Annotated in this window: 26 protein-coding genes; 25 read left to right on the forward strand and 1 reads right to left on the reverse strand. The window is 60.0% G+C overall.

Annotated elements, in window-relative coordinates:
* Window positions 1-146: 146 nt before the first annotated feature.
* Window positions 147-1,043, reverse strand: coding sequence for a hypothetical protein (locus tag KI610_RS13905; protein ID WP_226495560.1), 897 nt, complete (start codon window positions 1,041-1,043; stop codon window positions 147-149).
* A 202-nt stretch (window positions 1,044-1,245) separates the two neighbouring features.
* On the opposite strand from KI610_RS13905, the gene KI610_RS13910 reads away from it, so the two are divergent.
* The 25 genes from KI610_RS13910 to KI610_RS14030 all read left to right on the forward strand — a co-directional run bounded on the left by KI610_RS13910 (window position 1,246) and on the right by KI610_RS14030 (window position 24,849).
* Window positions 1,246-1,929: a response regulator transcription factor gene (locus KI610_RS13910; protein WP_226495561.1), complete on the forward strand. Its 684-nt coding sequence runs from the start codon at window positions 1,246-1,248 to the stop codon at window positions 1,927-1,929.
* Complete coding sequence (locus KI610_RS13915; protein WP_226495562.1) at window positions 1,901-3,997, forward strand: sensor histidine kinase; 2,097 nt, start codon at window positions 1,901-1,903, stop codon at window positions 3,995-3,997. Before KI610_RS13910 ends, KI610_RS13915 begins: the two co-directional genes overlap by 29 nt.
* A 383-nt stretch (window positions 3,998-4,380) precedes the next feature.
* On the forward strand, window positions 4,381-5,328 hold the full coding sequence (locus KI610_RS13920) for a hypothetical protein (protein WP_226495563.1): 948 nt from the start codon (window positions 4,381-4,383) through the stop codon (window positions 5,326-5,328).
* A 67-nt stretch (window positions 5,329-5,395) separates the two neighbouring features.
* Window positions 5,396-6,313, forward strand: coding sequence for an FRG domain-containing protein (locus tag KI610_RS13925; RefSeq protein WP_226495564.1), 918 nt, complete (start codon window positions 5,396-5,398; stop codon window positions 6,311-6,313).
* Between the two features lie 444 nt (window positions 6,314-6,757).
* Complete coding sequence (locus tag KI610_RS13930) at window positions 6,758-7,255, forward strand: hypothetical protein (protein ID WP_226495565.1); 498 nt, start codon at window positions 6,758-6,760, stop codon at window positions 7,253-7,255.
* Window positions 7,256-7,453: 198 nt separating this feature from the next.
* Window positions 7,454-8,005, forward strand: a complete 552-nt coding sequence (locus KI610_RS13935; RefSeq protein WP_226495566.1) for a lytic transglycosylase domain-containing protein — start codon at window positions 7,454-7,456, stop codon at window positions 8,003-8,005.
* On the forward strand, window positions 8,002-8,676 hold the full coding sequence (locus KI610_RS13940; protein WP_226495567.1) for an OmpA family protein: 675 nt from the start codon (window positions 8,002-8,004) through the stop codon (window positions 8,674-8,676). Before KI610_RS13935 ends, KI610_RS13940 begins: the two co-directional genes overlap by 4 nt.
* Before the next feature lie 129 nt (window positions 8,677-8,805).
* Window positions 8,806-9,156, forward strand: coding sequence for a hypothetical protein (locus tag KI610_RS13945; RefSeq protein WP_226495568.1), 351 nt, complete (start codon window positions 8,806-8,808; stop codon window positions 9,154-9,156).
* A gap of 29 nt (window positions 9,157-9,185) precedes the next feature.
* Entirely contained in the window at window positions 9,186-9,485 is a 300-nt protein-coding gene (traL, locus tag KI610_RS13950; RefSeq protein WP_011288049.1) for a type IV conjugative transfer system protein TraL, read from the forward strand.
* A gap of 17 nt (window positions 9,486-9,502) precedes the next feature.
* On the forward strand, window positions 9,503-10,069 hold the full coding sequence (gene traE, locus KI610_RS13955) for a type IV conjugative transfer system protein TraE (protein ID WP_226495569.1): 567 nt from the start codon (window positions 9,503-9,505) through the stop codon (window positions 10,067-10,069).
* Window positions 10,056-10,937 (forward strand): type-F conjugative transfer system secretin TraK, encoded by an 882-nt coding sequence (locus KI610_RS13960; RefSeq protein WP_226495570.1) that lies wholly within the window; start codon window positions 10,056-10,058, stop codon window positions 10,935-10,937. Before traE ends, KI610_RS13960 begins: the two co-directional genes overlap by 14 nt.
* Complete coding sequence (locus tag KI610_RS13965) at window positions 10,934-12,319, forward strand: TraB/VirB10 family protein (protein WP_226495571.1); 1,386 nt, start codon at window positions 10,934-10,936, stop codon at window positions 12,317-12,319. The genes KI610_RS13960 and KI610_RS13965 overlap by 4 nt, the downstream gene beginning before the upstream one ends.
* Entirely contained in the window at window positions 12,306-13,124 is an 819-nt protein-coding gene (locus KI610_RS13970) for a DsbC family protein (protein ID WP_226495572.1), read from the forward strand. The genes KI610_RS13965 and KI610_RS13970 overlap by 14 nt, the downstream gene beginning before the upstream one ends.
* On the forward strand, window positions 13,121-13,702 hold the full coding sequence (gene traV, locus KI610_RS13975) for a type IV conjugative transfer system lipoprotein TraV (protein ID WP_226495573.1): 582 nt from the start codon (window positions 13,121-13,123) through the stop codon (window positions 13,700-13,702). Before KI610_RS13970 ends, traV begins: the two co-directional genes overlap by 4 nt.
* A 7-nt stretch (window positions 13,703-13,709) precedes the next feature.
* Complete coding sequence (gene traC / locus KI610_RS13980; protein WP_226495574.1) at window positions 13,710-16,277, forward strand: type IV secretion system protein TraC; 2,568 nt, start codon at window positions 13,710-13,712, stop codon at window positions 16,275-16,277.
* Entirely contained in the window at window positions 16,274-16,642 is a 369-nt protein-coding gene (locus KI610_RS13985) for a hypothetical protein (protein ID WP_226495575.1), read from the forward strand. The genes traC and KI610_RS13985 overlap by 4 nt, the downstream gene beginning before the upstream one ends.
* Window positions 16,639-17,235 carry a conjugative transfer signal peptidase TraF gene (gene traF, locus KI610_RS13990; RefSeq protein WP_226495576.1) on the forward strand — a complete coding sequence of 199 codons (597 nt, stop codon included), beginning with the start codon at window positions 16,639-16,641 and terminating at the stop codon, window positions 17,233-17,235. The genes KI610_RS13985 and traF (KI610_RS13990) overlap by 4 nt, the downstream gene beginning before the upstream one ends.
* Window positions 17,236-17,359: 124 nt before the next feature.
* Entirely contained in the window at window positions 17,360-17,644 is a 285-nt protein-coding gene (locus KI610_RS13995; protein WP_226495577.1) for a hypothetical protein, read from the forward strand.
* Window positions 17,641-18,276, forward strand: a complete 636-nt coding sequence (gene traW, locus KI610_RS14000; protein ID WP_226495578.1) for a type-F conjugative transfer system protein TraW — start codon at window positions 17,641-17,643, stop codon at window positions 18,274-18,276. The genes KI610_RS13995 and traW overlap by 4 nt, the downstream gene beginning before the upstream one ends.
* On the forward strand, window positions 18,273-19,301 hold the full coding sequence (traU, locus tag KI610_RS14005) for a conjugal transfer pilus assembly protein TraU (protein ID WP_226495579.1): 1,029 nt from the start codon (window positions 18,273-18,275) through the stop codon (window positions 19,299-19,301). The genes traW and traU overlap by 4 nt, the downstream gene beginning before the upstream one ends.
* Window positions 19,288-20,046 carry a type-F conjugative transfer system pilin assembly protein TrbC gene (gene trbC, locus KI610_RS14010; protein ID WP_226495580.1) on the forward strand — a complete coding sequence of 253 codons (759 nt, stop codon included), beginning with the start codon at window positions 19,288-19,290 and terminating at the stop codon, window positions 20,044-20,046. The genes traU and trbC overlap by 14 nt, the downstream gene beginning before the upstream one ends.
* A 9-nt stretch (window positions 20,047-20,055) precedes the next feature.
* The gene (traN, locus tag KI610_RS14015; protein ID WP_226495581.1) at window positions 20,056-22,161 is read left to right on the forward strand and encodes a type-F conjugative transfer system mating-pair stabilization protein TraN; all 2,106 of its coding nucleotides are present in this window, start codon (window positions 20,056-20,058) and stop codon (window positions 22,159-22,161) included.
* Window positions 22,158-22,532, forward strand: a complete 375-nt coding sequence (locus tag KI610_RS14020; RefSeq protein ID WP_226495582.1) for a hypothetical protein — start codon at window positions 22,158-22,160, stop codon at window positions 22,530-22,532. Before traN ends, KI610_RS14020 begins: the two co-directional genes overlap by 4 nt.
* A gap of 8 nt (window positions 22,533-22,540) precedes the next feature.
* Window positions 22,541-23,404, forward strand: a complete 864-nt coding sequence (traF, locus tag KI610_RS14025) for a conjugal transfer protein TraF (protein WP_226495583.1) — start codon at window positions 22,541-22,543, stop codon at window positions 23,402-23,404.
* Entirely contained in the window at window positions 23,401-24,849 is a 1,449-nt protein-coding gene (locus tag KI610_RS14030; protein ID WP_226495584.1) for a conjugal transfer protein TraH, read from the forward strand. The genes traF (KI610_RS14025) and KI610_RS14030 overlap by 4 nt, the downstream gene beginning before the upstream one ends.
* Window positions 24,850-24,877 lie beyond the last annotated feature (28 nt).

A 24,877-nucleotide genomic window follows, 5' to 3' on the forward strand; every position in this document is an offset into this window, starting at 1 on the left:
AATATCTGTTGCCATCTGAATTCGGCAGTTGATCGCTGCCTAAGCTGCCGTAGCTGGACCAAGCATTCAATGTCTGGAATGCAACCTACTACCTGTCACGGCTAGGAGACCATGTTGGGAGCCCGAACTGGTTCGGAGGGATATCGCTAAACTAAGTCAGCTATGCTCGGGATGAATTTCCGATAGAGCACGAAATCTCGAATTGAACTGGGTGGAAAGCGCATACTTGCACTGGAAATACAGACTAGATTCACGGCTATTGCCAGCCGGTTGGCTGCCAGATCGACTGGCTGGCAACACTCCGCATAACGCCGTCCAGTAAAGCCACAGGGGCAATGCTCGTCACCTGCCACCTCGAGAATCCGTTCATAAGGGAAATGAACTGCCTGCGGCCCTGGCCAACGACCTAGCCTCTCCAAATGAAGTTGGCGCAGAGCCCACACTGAGTAGAGATCAAGGAGAGTAACCAGAGATTGTCCAAAAACCCAAGTGCCATCCCTAGGCTCGAATGCGCAGATCGACCCATCCGGGAAATTGGTGTGACGCGGCCCGATCCAGTCAGACCCAACCACCCCTGCTGACCAGAAAGCCCATGCACGGACGCGTCGCTTGGCAAGAGAAAGCCCCACCAGGAATCCTACGGGACGGTTCAATCCAGGAAGAAGATGGCTTTGGGCATAGAGCCAAAAGCCATCTGCCACTTCCCACACCTGCGTGCCCGGATAGGCCGCCTGAACGGCATCAATTTCTGCTAGGAAGCCGTCGCTTTGGTATTCGCCGAGGAGCGATGCGGCGGCACCGGGCGGCCGGGTGTCACTGGATGTTCCGGATGTTCCGGATGAGCTGGATGTCCTGGATGCTCCGGTTTGCCATGCTCCTGGTGCGGTTGTTTGTCTTTCATTTTGAATCTCCTGGCCAGGCGGTTGTGAAATGACAACGGTTCGCGCCGGCCAGACAAGGCCGCTGTCATGTACAGAGGGAAACACCTTCCGGTCCAGATCTTCGCCAATCGTTTTCAACAAAACTTCGGTCTGGTGGTTCATGGGGTGTCATCCGGTTTTTTGATGGCTCCATTTTGCGGATGCAGACGTCAAGAAACACTCCTGGCATGGTTCAGCTTCGCTGATCTCTAACTTCACCTGATCAAGAAATGTTGATTTCATTCATTATTCCTAGATCTCGGAGCTCAAAATCTTGACCGAGTCCGTGATAACGTCGACTTACATGTATTTAAGGAGAGCAACGGTGACGCGACGGATTCTGATCATCGAAGACGAGTCAGCGATGCGGGAACGCCTGTTAGCGTTGGTTCAACAACTAGACGAAGTCCAAGTCGATTGTGCGGCGAACGAACAGGAGGCAGACGAACTGATCGCACGTCAGCGTTATGACGTCGCCTTGGTCGATCTTCAGTTGAACCCGAAGCCCACCGGACAGTTGTTGGGCTTGCGCTACGCTTCGAGGCTTGCTGATCGCGGCTGCCAGACGATAATAGTCACCGGGGATACCCGAGATTTTCTCTCCGAGGTGGGGATGGTGCTGACCGGAAGCGACATTGTCACAAAGCCATTCGCTGATTCCGTTTTGTTGGGCCACATCGAGCGGGCGCTGCAGTGGGGGAACAGAGATACGTCCGCGATGGCTGAATCGGATTTGCCGCCGGAACTAGTCCTTGAGCCCTACAAGAGATGCTGCCAATGGCGCGGCGAAACCATCCAGCTGACCCCTACTGAATTGAGTATCGTCAGGGAAATTTGGCACGCGAAAGGCCAGCGAGTGGACCTCGGCCGGCTGACAAAGGTTCTCAAAAGTGGTTCCGGCCATGCGGTGACGCAGCACATTACAAATATCCGGAAAAAATTCGAGGCAGTAGACCCCGCTTTTAAAAAGATTTCATGCCATGGCGGTGCGTATATCTGGGGTGACTAGCCGTTGGCGGCGCGGGGGTTTCGGTGCTCGCCTCAAACGATACAACTTTACCGTTTACGTGACGGGGGCGCTCGTCGCCCTCTTTATTCTTTTATCTTGGGCGGCATTTGACGTTTTTCGGGCCATCCAGCATAAGGACGAGTTGTTGCAAGCAGCAGGCCTCCGCAGCCAGTTGGTCGAATTCCTACTCATGACGACACGAGAGCCAGACGGGTCATCTCTGCTCGACAATCCGGAGGATTTCACGCAATCGCGCCGGCCGCTGAAAATCGTTACTGTACGCAAACCATTTTTTAGTTACTTCGCAACTCGAGAGAATTTCAAGTCCTTTCGCAAGGACTTAGTCCGTACCGAACAACCACGTGCCTGCATCCTTGAGTATCCGATCGATATTGAGCAGTTCAGCCAGCATTCTCCGAATACCGTTCAAGCTTGTCTCGCTGCTGTGCAAAACGATCCGTCTGGTCGCTATGTGTACGTGATCGTCAGATACCCTACCGGACAGGTGACGCCCCATCGGTCAGGGCAGCCGCTAAAGGGGAGCGATTTCATTCGTTTGCGTTTTCACTCCGGAAAAGCTTCCCCAACCACCATTCGGCTCGCTCTGGAGGCCCCCAACCTTCCGACTGAGGCAAGGAAACGGAATCCCGCGCGTTTCGAGGGATTGTATGAGGTCGCTGGTTTCCTTAACGATGATGGTGGTCGCCCCACGACCTTGGTCAGCGGACAGGCAATGGAGCGAACAGAACAGCCGGATAATCCTCGTATTGTGACCGTTGCTGTTCGAATCGACGCCTCGGTGTTTAATCAACGGTCTGATTCTTGGCCCGATGCAACGTTGCGAGCAATGTCTATCGGGCTGGATATTCATCGCTCGGATTCCACTCTTATCGCTATTTCGGAAACACAAAAGGGGGCAGCACTCGTATCCTTGGCCCAAGCCTATCTGGCCTCGGTTCCATCAGGTGCAACCTTGGATATTCACAAAGGCCTGGTTGGTGGGCAAATATTCTGGTCCTCAAAGTCCCTCGAGCCACCCGGACTGCAGGCCTCACCCGGAATCATGCAGCGGATCGGTGATCGGATCGCCGACTTGCTCAAGGGCGAGACCATCCGGGCCATTCAAACCTTCCAGAGTCCGATCGTCGGTGCGCTCCATGCTGAGTTGCGTTCCTCCGGCAACGTTATTCCCGAACTAGCCGCGCGGGTCCTCGCGTTGCTGACTGTTGCCGCGTTTATTGTCATTGCCCTTGCGGCTGTAGTTTTCTATGTTGCTCGGACCGTCGGGCAAATCACTGGAGATGCGTTGGCCTTGGCCAAACGCCGGCACGGCGACGAGTGCGCCAAGTACAAGTGGCGACGCGATCAAATCGGCACCATCGGACGTGTCATTTACTACCTAGATCAGCGTATTCGCGCGAAGGTGGAAAGCAAAGCCAGAACCTTAGCTCGCGAGGAGGCCGCAGTAGTGCAGCACCAGCAAAGCCTGCGTCTGATTGCCCACGAGATTCGTTCTCCAGTGGCAACGCTGCTTCTGCTTAACCCAGAGAAGAGCGAAACCCGGCGGCTGCTGGAGCGCATGCAGCGTGCGATGGAAATATTCAAAGAGAAGCGAGACGTGGAATCCACAAAGGAAGCTGCGCGGACCGCTGTTCACGACCTTGCTGCTTCGCTGTGTGCTTATGGGGATTTGTCCTCAGGTCTACGCCTTACTTATGAAGGCCCACAATCCGGGGTTTTGGCCAGGTACGACGACATCCTGCTGGATCAGGTCTTACAAAATGTCCTCGATAACGCCCAACGTTATGCACTGCGAGGCACCGCAATTGAAATTCGACTGACCACTCATAATCGCAGAGAGGTGGAGTTTGAGGTATTCAATCAAGGACCCAACGTCGCCGAAACCGAGGAGATATTTTTATGCGGCGAGACTAGTTCGGACGCGGCGGAGAATCTAGGTATCGGCCTCTACGCAGCGAGGCAATACCTCACCTGTTTCGGCGGGGCCATCCATGCCGAAAATCGGCCAAACGGCTTTTCCATTGTCGTGAAACTTGTGTCGGCTTAGGTCTTCCAAGGATGAAATTGCATCCAACCTCAAACGGCATAACGAGATCGTTGCACCCTCGGTGGCTGAACGTCAGTTTGCCGGCACATTGCTGCCGGATTCTTGCCAGAGACCCAAGGTCGGCTATGGGCACGCTCCCGCCGGGTATCCCCGCTACCACCTGTCATCAGGCAGAGTCTGGCCAATTGCGCCGGTAGCGTTGGCGTCATAAACCAGCCGTTCAGGCCTTCTCTGTGCATGCTGGCGTGCTATATTTTGCAGTGCCGGTTTACGCGTTTATTTATTACTGTATAAAAACATCAGCAAAACGACGCCGAGTTAGGGAGCAGACGCCGGAGTTATGCAGAAAAACTGCTCCCGATGACAAAGAAGCCAACACAAAAATGCCTCGTCGCCTCTATATGCCCATTGAAGTCCTTGAGTCAATCAAGAAACATATCAGCGCTTCCATTCCGAAGGCGGTCGATGGATTTATGTCCGCGAATGAAGACGAGGACACTATGACCGGACAGTTCGGCGCCTGTCTGCGGACAGGCACGCATATTGTCAACGTTGAGAATGCTGAAATTGATGGTCCGTGGAAATGGTCAATTGACTATACGAAATTTCGCGGAAGGGGAAAGGACGCCACTGAAAGCTTCGTTGGCGCAGACGGAATCATTGAATTGTCAATTGATTGGTCCGGCCGAAAAGAAACGAAGGCACTTCTCTTCCAGGCAAAAATGGATTGGCAATCAGACAAGTCACTGCTCCAGCAAGCAATCCTCCTATCGACCTGGCGCGAAGCGTCGCTCTTCATTAATTACACTGAAACCGCGATTGAGGCGCTTTCAATTGACGCTGTTCTCAGAAGCAGGGGCGTACGCTCGGACGCAAAGGATATATTGCCGCTTGCGGACGCACTAACGGATTATTTCCTGCAATGTAAGATTGGCAGTACAGATTTGGCGTACGACGCCGTGGCTCGACAATTGCGATGGAGGGCTGGGAATGGCGTCACCGTGGCCACGCAGTTTTCTATTCCTCATCGTCTTCGAGTAAAAGTGAAGGCTCCAGGATACAAGCATAAACTTGAGTGGAACAAATTAATTCCAAAATCGGAAATTCACTCACACAGAATGGCGGTCGAGCCCGATGAGTTGATAGCACCTCTTCTGACCTCCGATGTGCCAGAAATCAAGAAACAAATGCAAGCTATTAGTTCTGCATATCACCCTGACAAGCTCGGAAAAATGGACCAACTGTCAATGGATCTAATAAATCGGAGGATGCAGGAGTTCAATGAGGTGTTTTCTGCGATTAAGGCCAAGGCTAAGCCGCGTGTTGGCTAACCGGTCATTGCAACGGACGCCTTCGGCGTCCGCTGAATTTCGAAGTTATACCTTCCAGGCCGATCCAATGAGCATAGTCACCAAGAGATTCCAAAACGCTAAAGGCGCAATTGCTTTTCTTGAATCCTTAGCCCATGAATCGAACGACACCATAGTGTTTCGGGGACATGAGAAGAGTGAGTATCGCTTGGTAAATACGTGGCAACGGCACCGAACCGTTTTGCACGAACCATGGAATACTGATATCGACGAAACGCTTATGGCGTACAAGGTTGGATTAGAAAAACTAGGAATAAAATCCTTTGACCATACCAATAGATTCGAAGCGCTAGAACATGGGCGCCATCATGGTGTTCCGACGCCGTGCCTAGATTTTTCCTACTCGCCATATGTCGCACTATTTTTTGCTTTCAATGGCGTCCGCGTACCAAGGGGAAAAAAGAAACCGTATTCAGTGGTTTATGCACTCAACGTCAACCAACTTGCAGAGGCGAGAGCAAAAGAACAGCATGACCCAAGGACCAATAGCGATGCTCTCTATAGCACATTCCGTAATTTTCAATGGCCCAAGCAGGAATATCTTGAAAACGGATTTCCTGCAAATACACTTCAATTTATCCCATTTCCCGGAGCCGCGAACAAACGGATGCAACGCCAGCTTGGCTGCCTAATTTACGACACGCTCTGGTATAGCCATATGGGTCTTAAAGACCTTGAGGAGTACATTGAAGTCAGATCTGAGACGCCATTTTTTGATGGCACAAAAACGCTGCCGGGAAAGCCAATCCTTACGAAGATTTTTATAAACCAATTTGCAGTATCAGATGTGTTTTCCCGGTTGGAGCTAATGAATATTACGGGTGGCAACCTCTACGACAGTGCAGATGGAGTAGTCCTCGACATCAAAAATGCATACAACTACAACCCAAAGTTTTCCTATCTACGAGATGTCGATCTACCCGCTCTCGATGACACCAAGGTATAACCCGGCGTCCACACGGATGCTGCGCGATAGTACCGCGCAGCGCCGGTGACTTTTACGTTACTGAACGGCAGCTTTCTCCCTGCTCCACCGTTGCCTTTGGGCTGAGTACTCATTCGTCAGTAACGGAAGCGGCCATTCAAGGTGTATGCCGCCTCAACGGCTGGAACCTGCGCGACACCGGGCACTCGACTGAGCCACTCCCACCGACCGCACCGAGGTGCTGTCGCCGGCCTTACCCTGTTAAAAATTCTCTCGTTGACGAATAGCTAGGCGGTCAGATCCCATACGTCATGCAACGAGGAATATTTCTAGCGGCCTATTTCCTGATAGCAAAATCCCCCTCACAAGTCCGCCATTCCCAAGAGACACCACAAACTAGGCGACCTATCTTCCTGTCATGTGCTCGCAAGAGCATTACGCCGCCACAGAACAGGGGAAAGCCGCATGATCACCGCCACAACAGCGATGCTCCAGCATCACCTCTCACCTCCTCCAGAGGATAATAAAGCTCAGGATGTCATCGAGACTCGCTTGTGGCTTGAAGAGCACGACTGGCTCTACCGCCTGCTGCGGAGCGAAGACAATGTGTCGCCGACCTTCCGTTTTCCCGATCTCATCAGCGCCAGCGTCTCACTAGTTTTCATGCATCAGGATGCCTCCTGTCGCATCTTCCGGTTTTTAGGGACAGAGCTTGTTCTTCGTTCGCCCGAAACACCGCGCCGCCGCGAATCGATGTGGCGGAGCCAGTACCAGTTGCTCTTGGACCTGCAACGTTCCCCAGCTAACCGACACCCCAACCCCAAGTTCCAGCTCGACCAATTGACCACGGCCTGCGTCGCCCTGTGCCGTGCGGAGGATGGCTCGGGCGCTGGCGTTCTGCAACAGGCACGCCGCAACATGGCCGAACGTTCCAATCGCGGGCGGGGCGCGCCCTCCGGTTGAGGATTGTGACGCCTTAACTAACGCACCTGACCGGCATCATCCACCTACTCCTGAACCACTCGCTCACCATCACCTTGCCCGGCTAGACGCCGGACCGACCCGAATCCGACTCTGCTCGTCCGCGTACCGCCGACGGCCCAGACCCTCGCAGCCTGCCTACCCGGCGGGTCGTTTCCGGTTTCGTTGGAGAGGTGACTCATGCGTCTGCCGCGGTATTTTGCTGGCCTTACAGCCGTGGCCGTCTTGGCTAACGTACCCTCCCAAGCACAGACCTGCTGGGAGGAGGCTGCCCAGCGCTACGGCATCTCGGCCGACCTGCTCTATGTGATCGCTCGGGTCGAATCGAACTTGAATCCGAAGGCCGTAAACCGCTCGCACGCTCAACGCACCGGGTCCTACGATATTGGACTCATGCAGATCAACAACCGTCACCTTTCAGTGCTGTCACGCCACGGCATCAGGGAACCGGATCTTTTTGATCCTTGCATCAACATTCAGGTCGGAGCCTGGCTGCTCTCCGATCTATTTTCCCGGCACGGAACGACATGGGATGCGGTCGGTGCCTACAACGCAGCCTGCTCGCAGCTCAAAGGCGAGGCTTGCGCCAAGGCACGCGCGCAATACGCCTGGCGGGTTTACCGCCAATTGCCGGCCCAACGGAGCAGCCAATTCGTCAGGGCACCGAACACGCTCAAGCCGGCGGCCTCGGGCGAAATGCTTGCGATGATGTCGGTGCGGGTGGCGCCATGAGATTTGGCTCACTACGCCACTGGACGCTCGGCCTTATGGGCGGCAGTACCCTCCTGGCCGCCGCGTGCAGCCTGGTCTCCACGCCACCATCACCCAATCATCAGGCAATCCTGCAGCGCGCGGCACCGGCACAGTTGGCCCAACTCGATTTCGGCAGGCAGGCAACGTTTGCACGCTGCATCCCACCAGCCTGCCCGATCCGTACCCCCAAGACGCTCGCGCTGGAAACGCCTGACCCATCGATCAAGCGGACCGATGCGCCCATCCCAACCGAGCCAGCCCCGCCCGCTGTTCCGTTAGCCCCGGCACTGAAGAAGGAAGTCTCCCGCACACTCACCCTGCGCTTCGGCCTTGGCAGCGCCAAGCTGAGCCCTGCCGCCCGCACAGAATTGAAAGGCACGCTGCCCGACCTGAAGTCGGCACGTCGCATCACGATCATCGGCCGTACCGACAACACCGGGCCGTTGGCCTTCAATGATTCGTTGGCTCTGGCGCGCGCCATGGCTGTCCGCGACCACCTGCTCAAGACCCATCCGAGACTGACGCCCGCCCTGACCATCAAGGCACAAGGCGGGTGCTGCTTCGTCGCCCCGAACGATACCCAAGCCGGCCGCACGCAAAACCGCCGGGTCGAGGTGGTCTTCCAGATGAACGACGGCCTTCCGCCATGAGGCCGGGCGGCTCGAACTGAGTAATTTCTGCCCTTCACCCGCCGAGCACGCGCTCCCACCCGCCGGGCATTCCGATGCCTACCCGCCTTTTCCACCCATTCAACGTTCGACTCTTCCCCGGAGGTACTCATGAACACTGCTGTGCTGGTTTCTTCCCCCCGCCTTGCCGCGCGCAAGCCGATCATGGTCGCCATTCTGCTGGCGACGATCGCCCTTTGTCTCGGCATCGCCTTTCCCGGCTACGCCCTGGATTTGGTCGCCTTTACCGGCATCACCGGCCCGATGACCTCGGCGCTGACCCAAATCGCCGCACTCGGTCCCGGCATCAAGGCCCTGGTCGGCTTCGTCGGTTTCGTGGTCGCACTCATCTCACTCTCCGCGCTGCGCAACTTCGGCCCAGTCCTGTTTTACGTGGGCCTCGCCATCTTTGCCGCCGTGGGCCTGGTGATCGCCGGCGCGATCATGGGCGCAGTGATCTGAAACGCCGGCATCGACCCCAGGAGACCGATATGCAAGCAGACACCTATATCCCGCGGCGTCTCGATGACCAATGGAAGATCGGCTTCTGGGATGTCGATGTCGCCGCGCCGATCCTGTTCATGTTTTTCGTGGGCTATATGTCCGGCAGCAAGACCTCGTTCGCCGTCTGCATGGCGGCGGGCATATTCGTCTCGCGCTGGATATCGCGCATCAAGGCGGACAAGCACCCGGCCTTCGCCATCCACTGGCTGTACTGGCACCTGCCAGCCAGTCCGTTGACCACGATGCGCGCTACGCCGCCATCGCACATCCGCCGCATGGTCGGCTGAGCCCAGGAGACGAACCCATGGACTTCGAACGACTCAACGGCGACATCAAGGAAATGCGCCGCCGAAACCGCGGACTCGGTCTCGCCGTTGGCGTCCTGGCCGCCGGCCAGATCCTCGCCCTGGTGGTCATCCTCAACCTGCTCGGGACAGTGCGTACCGTTGTCGTACCGCCCTCGATCGACAAGACCTTCTGGGTTACCCGTGACAAGGCGAGCAGCGAATACCTTGAGCAAATGGGCAGTTTCATCGCCTGGCTGGTGCTCGACGTAACGCCGGCTTCAATCGACTGGAAGAAGGAAATTCTGCTCGGCTATGTCGAACCGGAACAGTACGGCCCGCTGAAGACCCGACAGGAAGTGGAAGCCGAACGCCTGAAGCGCATCAACGCCGCCACCGTGTTCGCGCCCCAGCAACTGGTTCCCAGTGAAGAAGGCCAGAGCGTCGTCATTCGCGGCCGCCTACGCACTTTGGTAAATGGGTTCGAGACGGCCAACGATCTCAAGGCCTATCGGGTCGAGTTCAGCTACGCCGGCGCGCGCATGCATCTGAAAAGTTTCAAGGAGGTAGCCAATGTCGGCAACTGATACCCACCCGGCCCTATCCAGAGCCGATCCCCAGCTGGCACCAAAACACGGATGGACGATAGCCGCTGTGCTGGCCATCGCCTGTATCGCCAGCATGACGGCCCTGCCCGCCCAGGCACTGCAAGTCGTCGAGGCCAGCGACGGCGCGGCGGTCGAAGCCATCCTGTCGATCCGGGAACCGACCCGCATCCGCATCGAAGGCGCATCGATCACCGATGTCTTCGGCAATATCCATTCGAGCCAATGCGGCATGGCGGCGGCGCTTCCCGCCAGCCCAGGCATGACACCCGCCGGTACGGGTTCATCACCGATCAATCCAGCCGGTGAGATCGCGCTGACCTGTGATCGCGACAAGGGCGAAATCTATGTCCGTCCGGTGGGTGATTCCGCAAAGCCGATCAACCTTTTCGTCGCATCGGCCAACGCCACCTACACCTTGCTGCTGCGCCGCTCGGATACACCGGCCGACACGATCGTCATCCGTGACAGGACACCGAAGGCATTGAAGCATGCGACATCGGCTCAGACTCCAGCCGGTCCGTCACCCAACCAGGTACGGGCCATGAAGGCGCTGTTAGTGGCGATGGCTTCGGATCGGGTGCCGCCGGATATCCGGGTCGAAGAGACCCACGGCACGCTTCCGTTGTGGAACGAGGCGCGTTTTTCCCGGGTACGCCAGTACGAGGGGCGCGGCCTGGTCGGCGAGAAATACCTGCTGCAGAACATCAGCGATGCCCCCATGGTGCTGGCCGAACCGGAATTCGACCGCGAGCAGGGCAGCATCGTCGGTATCGCTGTCGAGCACCACAACCTTCACCCCGGCGAGAGCACCAGCGTCTACGTGATCCGTCGCGGAGAGACGCCATGACGACGCCGCGTCAGTGGATGCAGACACTGCGGAGCTTACCGCAGCAATTGCTGCAGCACCTGTCCCCGCGGCAGCGCCAGTACGCCATGCTCGGCGCCCTGATGGCCGGCGGCGTCGGGCTGCTCTGGTCGATTTTCGCATTCACGGCGAGCAGTCCGCCAGCGAGCACCGCGCAACCCGCCGCCGGGCCCGCCAGTTCGGTCACCAATATCGGCGTGATGTCGCCCGGCGCCCAAGTCAATCCGGTTGATCAATGGGTCGGCACGGCCGGACGCAAGCTTGCCCAGTACGAAAACGAACGCGAAGAACAGGGACGACTCAACAAGGATCGCCAAACCTTCGAAGCGAAAACGATGCAGCGCTTTGCCGAACTGGAACAGCGACTGACCTCGACCCAGCAGGCCGCCGCTACGCCCCAGCCGCCCACACCAGTCCCGACCATGCCGAACAGCATGCCGCCAGCGGTGAGTCTGCCCCCAGCACCGCCGCCACCCAAGGGTTTGGTCACCGGAGCGATGCCGAGTGGCACGCCCGGCGACCTGCTGCCTCCGAGCCCGCCAATGGCGCCAACGCCAGCGATCGCCCGGATTACGGTGGCCGAGCGCTCCCTGCTCGCCAACACCAGCGAGAAAGCCGAGCGCGCCACCGGGGCTGGAGTGCAAACAGCCCCCCGAACCGTCTCCACCTTCCTGCCCGTCAGCTTTACCCGCGGCACGCTGCTGGGTGGCCTGGATGCCCCCACCGGCGGTCAATCGCAATCCAACCCGCACCCGGTTCTGATCCGTCTTTCAGACAACTCATTCCTGCCCAACCGTTTCCGCGCCGAATACCGGGAGTGCTTCGTGGTGGCCGCCGGCTATGGCGACATCAGCTCCGAGCGGGCCTATTTGCGCACCGAGAGTCTGTCTTGTGTGCGGACCGACGGCGCAACGCTGGAAGTCAAGATCCAGGGCTCGATCTACGGCGAGGATGGCAAGGTCGGCATGCGCGGGCGGCTGGTCACCAAGCAGGGCCAGATGCTCGCCAACGCCCTGTTGGCCGGCGTGGTCAGCGGCATCGGCCAGGGCCTGGCCACCTCGTCGACGGAATACAGCACCTCAGCCCTCGGCACGGTCGCCAGCGCCACCGGAACCGAAGCCTACCGCGCCGGCCTCGGTTCCGGTGTCGGCAAGGCCCTCGACCGGCTGGCCCAGTACTACATCAAGCTCGCCGAGAACACCTTCCCGGTCATCGAAGTGGACGCCGGCCGCGAGGTCGATGTGGTGATCACCAAGGGCGTGCGCATCGATGTACCGATGACGGCCAGCGAGCCCGCTGCCGCCCGCTTCGCCAATTCACCTGAAACCCGTTATTTGGAGACCTCGGACGATGGCAATTACTAAACCCATGCGCCGGCGAGCACTCGTCGCGGCCTTGAGCACGATCCTCGTTGGCACCGGCCTTGGCGTCAACGCGGCCACACCCGATGAGACGCAACTGCTGTCGGCCTTGCAGAAAGCCCATCCGGGAACGCAGTTCTCCAGCATCGCCCGTACGCCTATCGCCGGCCTCTACGAGGTCTGGATGAACGGCAACGTGGCCTATGTGTCTGCCAGGCAGCCGCGCTACTTTCTCTTCGGCCATCTGTTCGACACCCAGAGCATGAGCGACCTGACCGGCCCGAAACTGGTGCAGGCCAACAAGGCAAAAGGTCCCGATGAAGCGCCCCAGAACTACCAGCCAACCGAAGCGGGTCCGATCCGCTTCGAACAGTTGCCTCTGAGCGACGCGATCAAGACTGTGCACGGCACGGGTCAGCGCCGGCTGGCCGTTTTCAGCGACCCCAACTGCCCGTACTGCAAACAGTTGGAAGCGGAGCTATCCAGCCTCGACAACATCACCATCTACACCTTCCTGCTGCCTTTCCTCGGTGAGACCAAACCGATCGCCATCTGGTGTGCGGCGGATCATGCAGCAGCCTGGCGGCGCCTGATGCTCGACGGTGACGACAGCCTGCTCAACAACGGCGGCACCTGCGACCACCCGATCGGTCGCAACCTGGCACTGGCCCGCCGACTCGGCGTACAGCGCACACCCACCCTGATCTGGGCTGATGGCACCCGTAGCGAAGGGTTCGTCGGACGAGCCGTACTCGAATCACGACTCTCAGCTACCACTTCGCCAGTTGCGCCGGAGAAGCAGCCATGAAAACGCTCGTCCTGCAACTCGGCGCCGTCTGCCTGGTCCTCCCCTTGAGCGCCTGCATGAACATGTCTGGCCTGGGCGGCGACTCGAAGTACGCCTGCAAGGCCCCCGATGGCGTCGCCTGCGACTCGGTATCCGGCACCTACGCCAATGCCCTTCACAACAACCTGCCCAGCCAACAAGCCCAACGAATTGCTCGCCGACAGAAAGAGACCTCCGAAGAGAACTCCTCCCCCACGCTTGGGCGTCCTAATTCCTCGGCCACAGCCAACGTTTCCGGGATGGCCGTAACGCCCAGTCCATTGCGCACACAGGCACGCATCCTGCGGCTGTGGATCAAGCCTTGGGAAGACGCCGACGGCGATCTCTACGACCAGGGTTACGTCTATGTGCAGGTGGACAACGGTCAGTGGCAGATCGACCACGTGCAACGCCAGATCCGTGATCGCTATGCACCGCTGAAGCTGCCACCCAAGCCGGCCGCTGAGACGACCACCGAACCCGGCGCCAGTACGTCGTCGTCCCCACCGATGTTGCAACGCCCGCCGCTGCCCGGGGCCGGCGCCAACCCTGCGCAGTGAGGTCTAGATGAACACCGCCCACAGCGATCCCCATTTCGCCCGTCAGCGTGAGCACACCCATGCACCGCGCTTTCCCTTCGGCGAACCGGCAGACACACCTGCCGAACAGTTCGCCAACTGGCTGCCCTACTCCGCTTATCTCGCCGCCGAGAAGATTTTCGTGAACCGCGACAGCATGGGCGTCATGCTCGAATTGATGCCGCAGTCGGGGGCCGACGAGCGGATGGCGGAAGTACTGATCTCGCTCTACGCCAATTGCCCGCCCGGCACCGGCATCCAGTTCCATTTGTTCGCCTCGCCGCAGGTCCGTAGCCAGTTGCGCCAGTACGCCAATCTGCGGGTCGAGGATGAAGATCAGGCTGAGCAGGCGAAACAATGGGGCCGCCCGGCCCGCAACGAAAACCTGTTCCGCAAACTGGCGCGTCAGCGCGTGGACCACCTGCTGCAGGGGGCACAGAAGTCGCTGACCGCCGGCTTCCACTACACGATCCGGGATTTTCGGCTGATGCTGAGCGTTGCCTTTCCGGGCGACCCGGAAGACCTCAACAAGCGCGATGAACTGCTCGCCCTGCGCGATTCGATGTCGTCCAGCCTGCGCTCCGCCTCGCTGCCCAATCGCGTCTGCGATGCCGCCGACCTGATCAACTGGTGTGCCTTATTCACCAATCCCGACCGCATCTCGCAGACCGATGCGCCGGACCTCAATTACGACGATGGCCGCGAGTTGCGCGACCAGATCGTGGACTTCGACACCATCCAGGATCCGCATCCGAGCGGCCTCATCTTGTGGAAGGAAGCCAGTCCCGACGTGCTGGAGGCGCGCTTCTACTCGATCAAGAGTTTCCCGGAACGCTTTGCCCTGTGGCAGATGGGGTCGCTGATCGGCGACCTGATGCAGCCGGCCTTGCAGTACAGCGCGCCATTTCTGCTCACTCTCGGCGTCCAGGTCCTCGACCCCAACCTCACCAAGTCGGTGGTCACCGCCAACCATGTGCGGGCAACGCAGAATGCCAAATCGAAGATGGCCGACGTCATGCCGGACGTCAATAAGAAACTGCAGGACTGGACGGCTGCCGCCGATGCCATCGATACCGGCGGCAACCTGGTCAGCCTCTACCACCAGCTGGCGATATTCACCGCACCCAACAAATCGGTCGCCGCCCACGAAGCCGCCAATGCGATCTGGCGTGGCCGCGGCTTCCAGCTCAATGCCGACGCCTACATGCACCGCCAGGCACTACTCGCCAGCCTGCCGATGACGCTGACCGAGAAATTCCACAAGGACTTGGTCAAAATGCGCCGGGTCACGCGCAAGACCATGGCCAATGCCATCCACATGGCCCCGCTGATTGCCGAGTGGCGCGGCACGCGCACGCCGGCCCTGGTTTTTGGGGGACGGCGCGGCCAGTTGATGACCCTCGATATCTTCGACAACGATCTCGGCAACTACAATTTCGCCATCATTGGTGCCCCCGGCTCGGGCAAGTCGGTACTGATGAACGAAATGGCCTGGTCCTACCGCGCCATCGGCGCCAAGGTCTGGATGCTCGATCTTGGCCGCAGTTTCGAGAAGCTGTGCCGCAAGGCCAAGGGCACCTATATCGAGTTTCGGCCCGACGTAAATATCTGCCTGGACCCGTTCACCCACATCGTCGATATCAATGAAGACATCGACATGCTGGTGCCCGGCATCGCCAAGATGTGCTCGATGCAGCACACCCTGGAAGAGGTCCAGTACAAGGCCATCTCGGCCATGGTCCTCAAGCTCTGGCGGGAATACGGCAATGAGCTGCGCATCACCGGCCTGCGCGATGCCTTCAAGAGCGGAAGCATCGAAGAACTGGGCATCGTCGGCGACCAGCGCATCAAGGACCTCGCCATCATGCTCAACCCGTACTCCCGCGGCGGGCAATACGAGCGCTTCTTTGAAGGCCGCAACAACATCGATTTTTCCAATGACTTCATCGTCATTGAGAACGAGGAACTGAAACGCCGGCCCGACTTGCATGCGGTGGTGAACATCCTGCTGCTGCACCGGATCACCGGTGAGATGTACCTCACCCGCAACCGGCGCAAGGTGCTCTTCGTCGACGAGCTGAAACAGCAACTGGGCGACATCGGCGCCGACGATCCGGTCAAGGCGGCCGTCATCGAGGAAGCCGCGCGGCGCGCCCGCAAGTACGGCGGTGCCCTCGGCACCGCGACCCAGAGTGCCGACGATTTCTACGGCTCGACCCAGATGGAAGCGGCCTTCAACTGCTCGGACTGGGTTTTCCTGCTCCGTCAAAAGCCCGAGTCCATCGAAATGCTCGACCGCAAGGGCCGGCTGACCATGGACGAACCGAAGAAGCGGCTGCTCAATTCCCTGCGCACCGAGGCCGGCGTCTTCTCCGAGTTGTACATCTCGTCGCCGGTCGGCGAGGGCGTCGCCCGCAACATCCTCGATCCGGCCACTCACCTGTTGTTCTCCAACAAGCTGGAAGACAACGCCCCGATCGACGAATTGCGCGCCCAGGGCCTGTCCATCGACGAGGCGATCAGCGAGTTGCTGCGGCATCGGGGGCATACGGTATGAAGCCGAATACCGCCCAGTTATTGCGCCACGGCTTGCTGACGTTACTTGTGGTGAGCGCCGCCCTGACCACCTACGACCGTCTCGTCCTGCGCCCCGCGCTGGTGATTGGCGTGGTCGATGTGGCCGAGGTGTACCGCGCCAAGGAAGCCGAATTCACCCAGATTTTGACCAAGGCCAACTCCGAGGAAGACCGACAAAAAGCGCTGTTCATGGCGCGAAGCTTTGCCACGCGCCTACCGGTCGCCCTTGAGGAATTGCCGCGTGAGTGCGGCTGCCTGGTTGTTCTCAAGGCGGCTGTGGCCGGAGCTACCGCGAATACCGTCGACCTGACGGCCGCACTGCGCAGAAAAGTGAGCGCGCCATGAACAATGCCCCGCATCAACCGGCAGTCGCCATTCCCGCCGCGAGACCCGCTCGTGGTCGGAGAATCCTCGGATGCGTCGGCGACTTCCTGCACCATGCCCGCCAGCGCTGGTACCTCTACCTGCCGATCATCGCCATCTGGAGCCTGGCCTATGTCCGCCTCTTCGTCGACGCGACACCGCGAGTGCCTATCCTTTTCAACTGGACACCGAGCCTGCCTTATCGCGTTGCCTGGCTGCAGCACGGTCCACACCGACTGCAGCGCGGCGACTTCATCGTTTTTTCCTTTGCCGGCGAGGCGCAACACCGCTATCCGGGATTACTCGGTCAACCTTTCTTCAAGATTGTGCGCGGTTTGCCGGGCGATACTGTCACCGTCACCGGCCGGCAGGTGGCCATCAACGGCCAGGACGTCGGTAGGGCCAAGACAAAGGCCTACGACCGCCAGCCACTTGCGCCGATTGCGCCGACCGTCATCCCGCCTCGCTACTACTACGTGCAGGGCACCAGCCCAGATTCCTTCGACTCGCGTTACCAGGAAAGTGGCCTGGTTCGGGCGGAGCAGGTGATCGGCGTCGTGGTCCCGCTATTCTGAGATGGCGGTCATGCCCCGCACCCTCTCTAGCCTCACCTTGTTCGGTGTTCTGGCATTTTCCACCGCGTGGGCACAGAGCCCTCCAGCCGCTACCCCATTACCAGGCCAACAAGCCAGCACCCCAATGATGCAAGGCATTCAGCCCTCTGACAACGTGCCACTGGCCGACTATCTCGCCCTGCTCCGGCATATCGCCCCAGCCGCCGAGGCCGGGGCGCGAGATTACCTCGCCGCTTTCGCGCGGCGCTGCGGCCGCCCCCTGACGCCAGCCGAATTGCGCCGGGCCATGGCGGACGGTGACGGCGATCCGGCACTGATGGCACTAATCCGGGCGAACCAACTGGGCGACACCGCCGGGCGCGAACAACTCGCCGGAAAGATCCGCTGTTCGGGCAAGGCGACGCGATGAAACACCTAATCGCCATCCCGCCCCTGCTCTTCTCGCTGCTGCTGGTCGCACCGGGCGCGCAAGCCCTTGATCTGGGCGTCATCGGACCGAGCTATGCAATCAGCGAGCCGCATCTGCTGCACATGATCGAGCAACGTCTGCGCGACAAGGAACGTAGCGGCGAACTCAAGCGCCTCGAAGAACAAGCCCGGGAACGCGGTATCGCCACCGTGAGAAACCCGCCGCCGATCGCCGGATTGCATTCGACCGAGACAGCCAAGACCTTCTACTTCGATCCAAGTTTCACGCTCGATCGCAACATTCTCGGCCCGCGGGGCGAGTTGCTGTTTGCCGCCGGCACTCGCAAAAATCCGCTGGAGGTGGTGTCGCTGTCCCGGCATCTGCTCTTTTTCGATGGGCGTGACGCGCGCCAGGTCGGCCGTGCCCGGCAGTTGATTGCCTTCTACCAAGGGCGGGTCAAGCCGATCCTGGTCGGCGGTTCCTACCTCGACCTGATGAAGTCATGGCGCATGCCGGTCTATTTCGATCAGCATGGTCTGCTTACCCGCCGCCTGGGCATTACCCAGGTTCCTGCCCTGGTATCGCAGGAAGGACTGCGCCTGCGCATCGACGAACTGGAGATCGCGCCATGAGCCAACGCTGCTTCCTAAACAGTCTCCCTATCCTTCTGGCACTGCTCCTCGGTTTCTGCACCCTGCCGACCCAAGCTGCCGGCACGGCCACCTGCACCGGCAAGTTTCCAAATCCGATCACCGATATCTGTTGGTCCTGCATTCTGCCGATCAGCATTGGCAGTGCGCGCATCGCCAACTTCGGCGACCAGGAGGACACCGACAATCCACCCAATCCCGTGTGCAGATGCCTGGTCAATCCGATCGTCGGTCTGTCCATCGGCTTCTGGGAGCCGGCGCGCCATGTCGAAGTAGTGCGCAAACCCTTCTGCCTCGTCTCGCTCGGCGGCATCGACCTTGATCCAGGCATCCCGGCTCCCGAGGCGGCCCGCTTTACCCGCCCGGAAGGCGATGGCGACGGTGGCGGTTTCTATCAGGCGCATTACTACCTGAACCCGGTGATGTACTGGCTGGAGGTAGTCACCGACTTTCCCTGCCTGGAGAAGGCATCCTTCGATCTGGCCTACATGACGGAAGTCGATCCCTTGTGGGCCGACGACGAACTCACCCTGATCCTCAATCCCGATGCCGTGCTGTTTGCCAATCCGGTCGCCATTGCCGCTTGCGCCGCCGATTGCGTCGCGGCCTCGGTCGGCTTCGGCATCCGCGAGATGTTCTGGTGCGCCGGTTGTCAGGGCGGCATCTATCCCCTCAATGGATACGTCCCCTACCACCTGGGTGGGGTGCGGACTGCCGCGCTGATGGCCCAGCGCTTGAGCGCCAAGATGCACCGCGAGTTGGTGGCCTGGGGCTGGCATGGCAAAGACGGGCTGTGCGGCCCGTACTTCGAGCCGGTGATGGACAAGACCGCCTACAAAACCCAACTCACCTATCCCATTCCCAACACCGACAAGGAAGGCGGCCGCTGTTGCCAGCCCTTCGGGCGGACCACCGTGCTCTGGGGGGCCGGCAAGGAATACCCGGTGCGCGGCGAGGACTTCGCCTTCATGTTGTTTCGCAAAAGGAATTGCTGTGTCGGCTACTGACTTCCATCGAACCCTCGCCGCCCTGATCCTTGGGCTCAGCGCCGCGCTCGTTGCCGGCAGTTCGGCCTTGGCGCAGACAACGACGGTCGTCACGGAGGCGGACATCGAACGAGCCCGGCGAGAGACCCCCACGGTCACCGAGCAAGATATCGAATTGGCGCGGCAAAAGTACGCCCTGCCGGGCGAAGCCGGACACCGATCCGCGCCGCTGAACAGTCCGAACCTTGAGGCGCTGCCCCAACCAGCAACGCAGATGCCGGTCGATCTGGAAGCGCTGGCTCGCGGCTATGCCGGGCAATCCGACGCGATGACTCAGGTGCAGGGGCTCACTACCGGTCCAGGACTTTTCATCTTCGTCAGCCTCAGCATGCCCCGCGCCACGCTGCAAGGCCTGGTCAACCAGGCGGCTCGCGCCAAAGCCACCATCGTCATCCGTGGCTTCGCCAACGGTTCGCTGCGCGATACGGTTGCCCAGGTCCAGGGCTTGATCGGTAAACAGCAGGTGGCAATCCAGATCGATCCACTGGCCTTCGACCGCTTCGCCATCAGCAAGGTACCCAGCTTCGTCTTGGTGCGTGACGGCACACGTCCCGTCTCTTGTGCCAGCGGCAGTTGCGCCCCTGCCGACAGTTTCCTGCGGGCAACTGGTGACGTCAGCCTGGATTACGCCCTGGAACACATGCAGCGCTCGGCGCCTGCCTTTGGTCCAGCCGCTGAACTCTTCCTGAAGCGCATCAGAGGATAGGTGATCCCCATGCGCCGCCTGATCATCTGGATCACGCTGTTCTGCTTCGTCACTACGCAGAGCGCTGCCATCGCCGGCCCCTTCGAAGAGGGCACCGCCGCCGGCCAGGTGGCCAACCCGCTCATTCGCGGCACGGTGAACATGCCCAGCGCCTCGAGCGCCGTGCCGGAGTACACAACGACGCCCCCCGAAACGGCGTATTACGGCCAGCCCAACCTGTCGGGTGCAGCCAATGTCCGCCTGAGCACCTGCGCGGCCAGCGCTAACGACCCGGTCTGCCAGGCTCAGGATGGCGCGCTGAGTTCGGCCAATACGCCCCGCCCGGCGATCTCCGCCTACGATCCGGCAGTCACTGCGGCCAACGACATCGCCCGCAATCCGTCGAATGCCTTGGGTAGCCTGGCCGACTACTACTCGGGCTGCACGACTGCCGAGGTCAGCACCGCGGCAGGCACCACGACCAAGGTCTGCAACCGCTACAGCGGTGTCGGCAACTACACGACGCGGCGCGATCTGACGGTTGAGATTGATCTCCAGCCCAGTTGCATCGAAGGCACCTGGATCGCCCACGGCCAGGTCAACCGCAATGGCGCCGACTATATGGTGGCGGAAGCTCAATGCCAACTGCGCAGCGACGGGTTGCAACGTTTTCGTTTTTATGCGGCGGGCGGAAAAGGGGCCTGCATCGGCTGGCAAACCGTCGACCTGCAGACCGCACCGGCCAGCCAGGCCACCTATGTCACCAACCTCGCTCCCCACTGGGAGGGCCATTGCTGGAGCCCGTTCTCGGTCACGATGATGCCGGGTTCCGGCTGCAGGGGTGGGACCTGCAATTACACCTTCCAGTTTGGCTCAACGTGGAGCCTACCCCTATCGTTTATCCAGCCGGCCATGGTGCAACACGAGACCGATGCCTGGGTCGACAAGAGTGCTGCGCTGAATGCGGGTGGGCGCTGCACCATCACTACCGCAGACACCTGCGTCGACGGCCCGGCGACCAAGGCCATCGAAGGCCGCCCCGTGACCCGTGCCTGCTGGTCCTATGAGCGCACCCTGACCTGCTCCTCGGGCGCTCCGATCGACGAGTGCGCAGCGCTGGTTAGCGGCGGCTGCACGCCGGCCAGCAGCACCTGCAAGCAGATGAATGTCGGCAGCGGGCTGTGCGAGATCACCCAGGACACCTATACCTGCCCGATCGCTGCGCAAACCACGACCAGTGTCTCGAACTGCCCGGCCAACGTCTATTGCCTGGGTACGAACTGCTTCAACACCAGTTACACCAACGACGCCGACTTCGCCCGCTCGATGTCGCTGATGGAAGCCGGACGCGAGGCTGGCGTGTATCTCGACACCAGCAAAATGCAGGTCTTCAAGGGTGAAGGCAACCGCTGTCGCCACCGCCTGCTGAAGAACTGTTGCAGTTCCGACTCGGCTGGCGCCGGCATGACCAATCAGAGCCTGTTCGGTACGGGTTCGAAATTGGTCTATGACGTGCTGATGAACTCCCAGAACCGCGAGTTTCTTTACCAGGGCATGCAGGCCTTGCTGCTGGGCGGCGGTTTTAGCGGCAGCTTCACGACCTATGGCATCACCGTCGCGGTCAACGGCACGGCACTACCGGCCAGTTCGGCCATCCTCTATTCCGGCCAAAATCTGGTGATTGCCTTCGACCCCTGGTCGCTGGTCATTGCGGTGGTGATCTACATCATTATGTCGATGTCGTCCTGCAACGAGGAAGAAGGCAAGCTCGGCATGAAGGAAGGGGCCGGCCTATGCCACACCGTCGGCACCTGGTGCTCCTCCTGCTTCCGCATCTTCGGCAATTGCGTCTCCTGCCTCGAACACAGCACCGGCAAGTGCTGCTTCAACAGCAAACTGGCCCGCATCGTCAATGAGCAAGGCCGCGTGCAGGTCGGCAAGGACTGGGGTTCGGGCGAAAGTCCCGACTGCTCGGGGTTCACCATTGCCCAACTCCAGAGCCTCGACTTTGCGGCCATGGACCTCACCGAGTTCTACGCCTCCATCGTCCCGACGCTGCCCAATGCCGGCGCGCTACAGGGCAGCAATGCCGCACGCCTGACAACCTGCTACTACGGACAGGGGAAGTGCCAATGAAGATCGCCTATACCGCCGTCTTGATCGCCGGATTCGCATCACTCGTCCTCGCCGACGAGGTGCCCAGAGCCCCGGTCGCGGATCCGCGACCGGTCATGTTGGCCGCCCTTCGTTCAGTTGATGGCGAGGCCCACGCCATCCTCAGCGGCGAGATCGCCGAAGCGCTCACCCAGCGCTTTGCTGCCACCTCGCCAATCTATATTGATGTCACGACCGAGAAGCGCTACGCCCAGGCCGGTTGTGCCCGCTTGAATGTCAGGTTCTGGCAGGACGGGGTTTTGCTGCCCGGTGCCTCGACTCCGCGCCGCCAGACCATGGATTTCGGCATCAACTACTGCCTCGATGGCCTGCCACCGCAATCCCCGAAGTAGGGCCACGCATGACGATCCGCAACCGCCCCGCCCTCCTCCTGCTGCTGAGCTTTGCCGTAATGCTCGGCAGCCATGGTTCAGTAGCCCAGGATGCGGCTTCCCGTTACTGGGCCGACAGTTGGCGCGGCTGGCATTTTTATGAAGCGCCGATGCTCGAGGAACTTCAATATTTATTACCGGCAGGCAAGGCCATGCCAACTGCGCCACCGACCCAAGCCTCGCGGGCACCGGAACTGGTCGAATTCGAACGTCTCCAGAAAACCCTGGAAGAGACGCGCAACATCGCCATCATGCGACCGAGCGAAGCCAATGTCCGGCGCTACATGGAACTGGAATCCAAGGTCGTCGCCCGCGCCTCCTATTTCGCCGATGTCGCACAGCGCGTTGCCTGGGCTACACCGCAACTCGACCCGACGCTGCAGGGCCGCCCGGTCAATGCCAAGGCCCTGGAAGTCTTCGACCAAGCCGAACTGGTGGATCGCTCGCGCGCCATTGCCGATCTGGGCAAGGATCACGTGCTGTTCTTCTTTTACCGCTCGGACTGCCCGTATTGCCATGCCTTCGCGCCGACCCTGACTGCTTTCCAGACCCATCACGGCATCCAGGTTGTCGCTATCAGCGTGGACGGTGGTCCGTTGCCAAGTTTCCCCAATGCACGCCCAGACAACGGCATTGCCACCACCCTGAAGGTCAGCCAGGTGCCCGCCGTCTTTCTGGCTCAGCCTTTCACCGGAAAGATCACCCCGATCGGCTTCGGCGTGCTCTCCGAATCCCAGTTGCTTGAGCGCATCGCCGTCGTCTCCGGTTTGCAAGCCGAGGGCATGCAAACCACAACAACGCAAGGTCTCGCCCTACCCCCGGAGGCGCCATGAAACATTACGACCGTCCAACCTTTCGGCGTACTTCTGCCACGCTCCTGGCGTTGCTGCTGGCGATCCCGTCTTTTCAACTGCAGGCTGGCGATCTCAACAGCGAGGTGAACAACATGTTCAACAACCTAGGCGCCATTGGTAACTACACCGCCCCCGGCGCCTTCCGTGGCCAGACCTTCAATACCTACACCGGCGGCAGCCTGATGATGCGTTCGCCGAACAAGGTATATCAGTTGGCCGCCATCCAGTTCCCCAGCGCCAAGGCCGGCTGCGGCGGCATCGATGTCTTTGGCGGCTCCTTCTCGCACATTTCGGCAACCGAGTTCAAGAACATGCTGAAGAACATCACAGCCGCCCTGCCGGGGATCGCTTTCCAACTCGCCTTGGAGGCTGTCTCGCCGCTGCTCGGAGGACTGACCAAGTGGGCCAAAGGACTGGAGACCTGGATCAACAACGCCCGAATCAATTCCTGCGAAACCGCCAAGGCCATTGTCAGCACGGCGGCCGAATCGATTGGCTACAGTTCTCAGGAGACCTGCGCCGATCTGGCCATCGAGATGGGCATGGAAAGCGATCGTGATGCAGCGCGTCGGCGCTGTGCGACGGATCGGCCCAGCATTCTGTCCACGGCACGTTCCTCGGGCGACCCAAAAGTGAAAAACAAGGCGCCCTTCGTCGGCAACCTGACCTGGAAAGCCTTGCAGTACACCGGTGCCTATCTCGACGACCAGGAGCGCGAACTGATCATGAGCCTGGTCGGCACCATCATCTACTACCCGGAAGAGTCGGCCCGCGACCCCGAGCCGATCGCCCCGACGCTGACCTCGATCAGCCAGTTGCTCTACGGCCAGGGCGCAGCCGCCGGTACGGATGTCGTGCAGCATGTCTTGAAGTGCAACGACTACAGCAATTGCGACGTCGTCACCTTGAACACCGCGTACACCCACACGCCCTTTACCGCCAAGGTCGAGGCGATCATGCGCTCCATCGCTGAGAAGATCACGACGCGCACCGCCATCCCCAATAACTCACCCGAGGTCGGTTTCGTGAACCAGACTACCGAGCCGGTCTACAAGATGTTGTCCATCGGCACCAGCATCCCGGGATCGGGCTTGGCTGATAGCCTGATCGCCCAGTACCGCGACGTGATTGCTGCCGACTACGCCTATGTTTTCCTCGAACGCAATCTGCGCCTGGGCATGGCCGCGCTGGACAAGAATTACACCCTGCAGCAGTCGCAACGGGAGCAGGCCAACCAGGTCCGCCAGCGGGCGCAGGCCATGCTCACGCAACTTTCCCAGGAAAAGAACCTGCTCTACCAGAAGGTCGGCTCCTTCCGGGCGGTATCGAACCACCTGGAGCAACTCGAACGCCAACTACGTTCCAGCATGCCGCAACACGTGATGGACATGCTTGGCCAGCAGGCGGCTTACCTGTCGCAATAGAGACGATGCGATAGCGCGACAGGAGAAA

Source organism: Ferribacterium limneticum (assembly GCF_020510565.1).
GTDB lineage: Bacteria > Pseudomonadota > Gammaproteobacteria > Burkholderiales > Rhodocyclaceae > Azonexus > Azonexus limneticus_B.

Bases quoted from the DNA above. Each gene is read 5' to 3' on its own strand.
- KI610_RS13905 (WP_226495560.1), bottom strand. From the start codon at position 1,043: ATGAACCACCAGACCGAAGTTTTGTTGAAAACGATTGGCGAAGATCTG.
- KI610_RS13915 (WP_226495562.1), top strand. From the start codon at position 1,901: ATGGCGGTGCGTATATCTGGGGTGACTAGCCGTTGGCGGCGCGGGGGT.
- KI610_RS13920 (WP_226495563.1), top strand. From the start codon at position 4,381: ATGCCTCGTCGCCTCTATATGCCCATTGAAGTCCTTGAGTCAATCAAG.
- KI610_RS13925 (WP_226495564.1), top strand. From the start codon at position 5,396: ATGAGCATAGTCACCAAGAGATTCCAAAACGCTAAAGGCGCAATTGCT.
- KI610_RS13930 (WP_226495565.1), top strand. From the start codon at position 6,758: ATGATCACCGCCACAACAGCGATGCTCCAGCATCACCTCTCACCTCCT.
- KI610_RS13935 (WP_226495566.1), top strand. From the start codon at position 7,454: ATGCGTCTGCCGCGGTATTTTGCTGGCCTTACAGCCGTGGCCGTCTTG.
- KI610_RS13940 (WP_226495567.1), top strand. From the start codon at position 8,002: ATGAGATTTGGCTCACTACGCCACTGGACGCTCGGCCTTATGGGCGGC.
- KI610_RS13945 (WP_226495568.1), top strand. From the start codon at position 8,806: ATGAACACTGCTGTGCTGGTTTCTTCCCCCCGCCTTGCCGCGCGCAAG.
- traL (WP_011288049.1), top strand. From the start codon at position 9,186: ATGCAAGCAGACACCTATATCCCGCGGCGTCTCGATGACCAATGGAAG.
- traE (WP_226495569.1), top strand. From the start codon at position 9,503: ATGGACTTCGAACGACTCAACGGCGACATCAAGGAAATGCGCCGCCGA.
- KI610_RS13960 (WP_226495570.1), top strand. From the start codon at position 10,056: ATGTCGGCAACTGATACCCACCCGGCCCTATCCAGAGCCGATCCCCAG.
- KI610_RS13965 (WP_226495571.1), top strand. From the start codon at position 10,934: ATGACGACGCCGCGTCAGTGGATGCAGACACTGCGGAGCTTACCGCAG.
- KI610_RS13970 (WP_226495572.1), top strand. From the start codon at position 12,306: ATGGCAATTACTAAACCCATGCGCCGGCGAGCACTCGTCGCGGCCTTG.
- traV (WP_226495573.1), top strand. From the start codon at position 13,121: ATGAAAACGCTCGTCCTGCAACTCGGCGCCGTCTGCCTGGTCCTCCCC.
- traC (WP_226495574.1), top strand. From the start codon at position 13,710: ATGAACACCGCCCACAGCGATCCCCATTTCGCCCGTCAGCGTGAGCAC.
- KI610_RS13985 (WP_226495575.1), top strand. From the start codon at position 16,274: ATGAAGCCGAATACCGCCCAGTTATTGCGCCACGGCTTGCTGACGTTA.
- traF (WP_226495576.1), top strand. From the start codon at position 16,639: ATGAACAATGCCCCGCATCAACCGGCAGTCGCCATTCCCGCCGCGAGA.
- KI610_RS13995 (WP_226495577.1), top strand. From the start codon at position 17,360: ATGATGCAAGGCATTCAGCCCTCTGACAACGTGCCACTGGCCGACTAT.
- traW (WP_226495578.1), top strand. From the start codon at position 17,641: ATGAAACACCTAATCGCCATCCCGCCCCTGCTCTTCTCGCTGCTGCTG.
- traU (WP_226495579.1), top strand. From the start codon at position 18,273: ATGAGCCAACGCTGCTTCCTAAACAGTCTCCCTATCCTTCTGGCACTG.
- traN (WP_226495581.1), top strand. From the start codon at position 20,056: ATGCGCCGCCTGATCATCTGGATCACGCTGTTCTGCTTCGTCACTACG.
- KI610_RS14020 (WP_226495582.1), top strand. From the start codon at position 22,158: ATGAAGATCGCCTATACCGCCGTCTTGATCGCCGGATTCGCATCACTC.
- traF (WP_226495583.1), top strand. From the start codon at position 22,541: ATGACGATCCGCAACCGCCCCGCCCTCCTCCTGCTGCTGAGCTTTGCC.
- KI610_RS14030 (WP_226495584.1), top strand. From the start codon at position 23,401: ATGAAACATTACGACCGTCCAACCTTTCGGCGTACTTCTGCCACGCTC.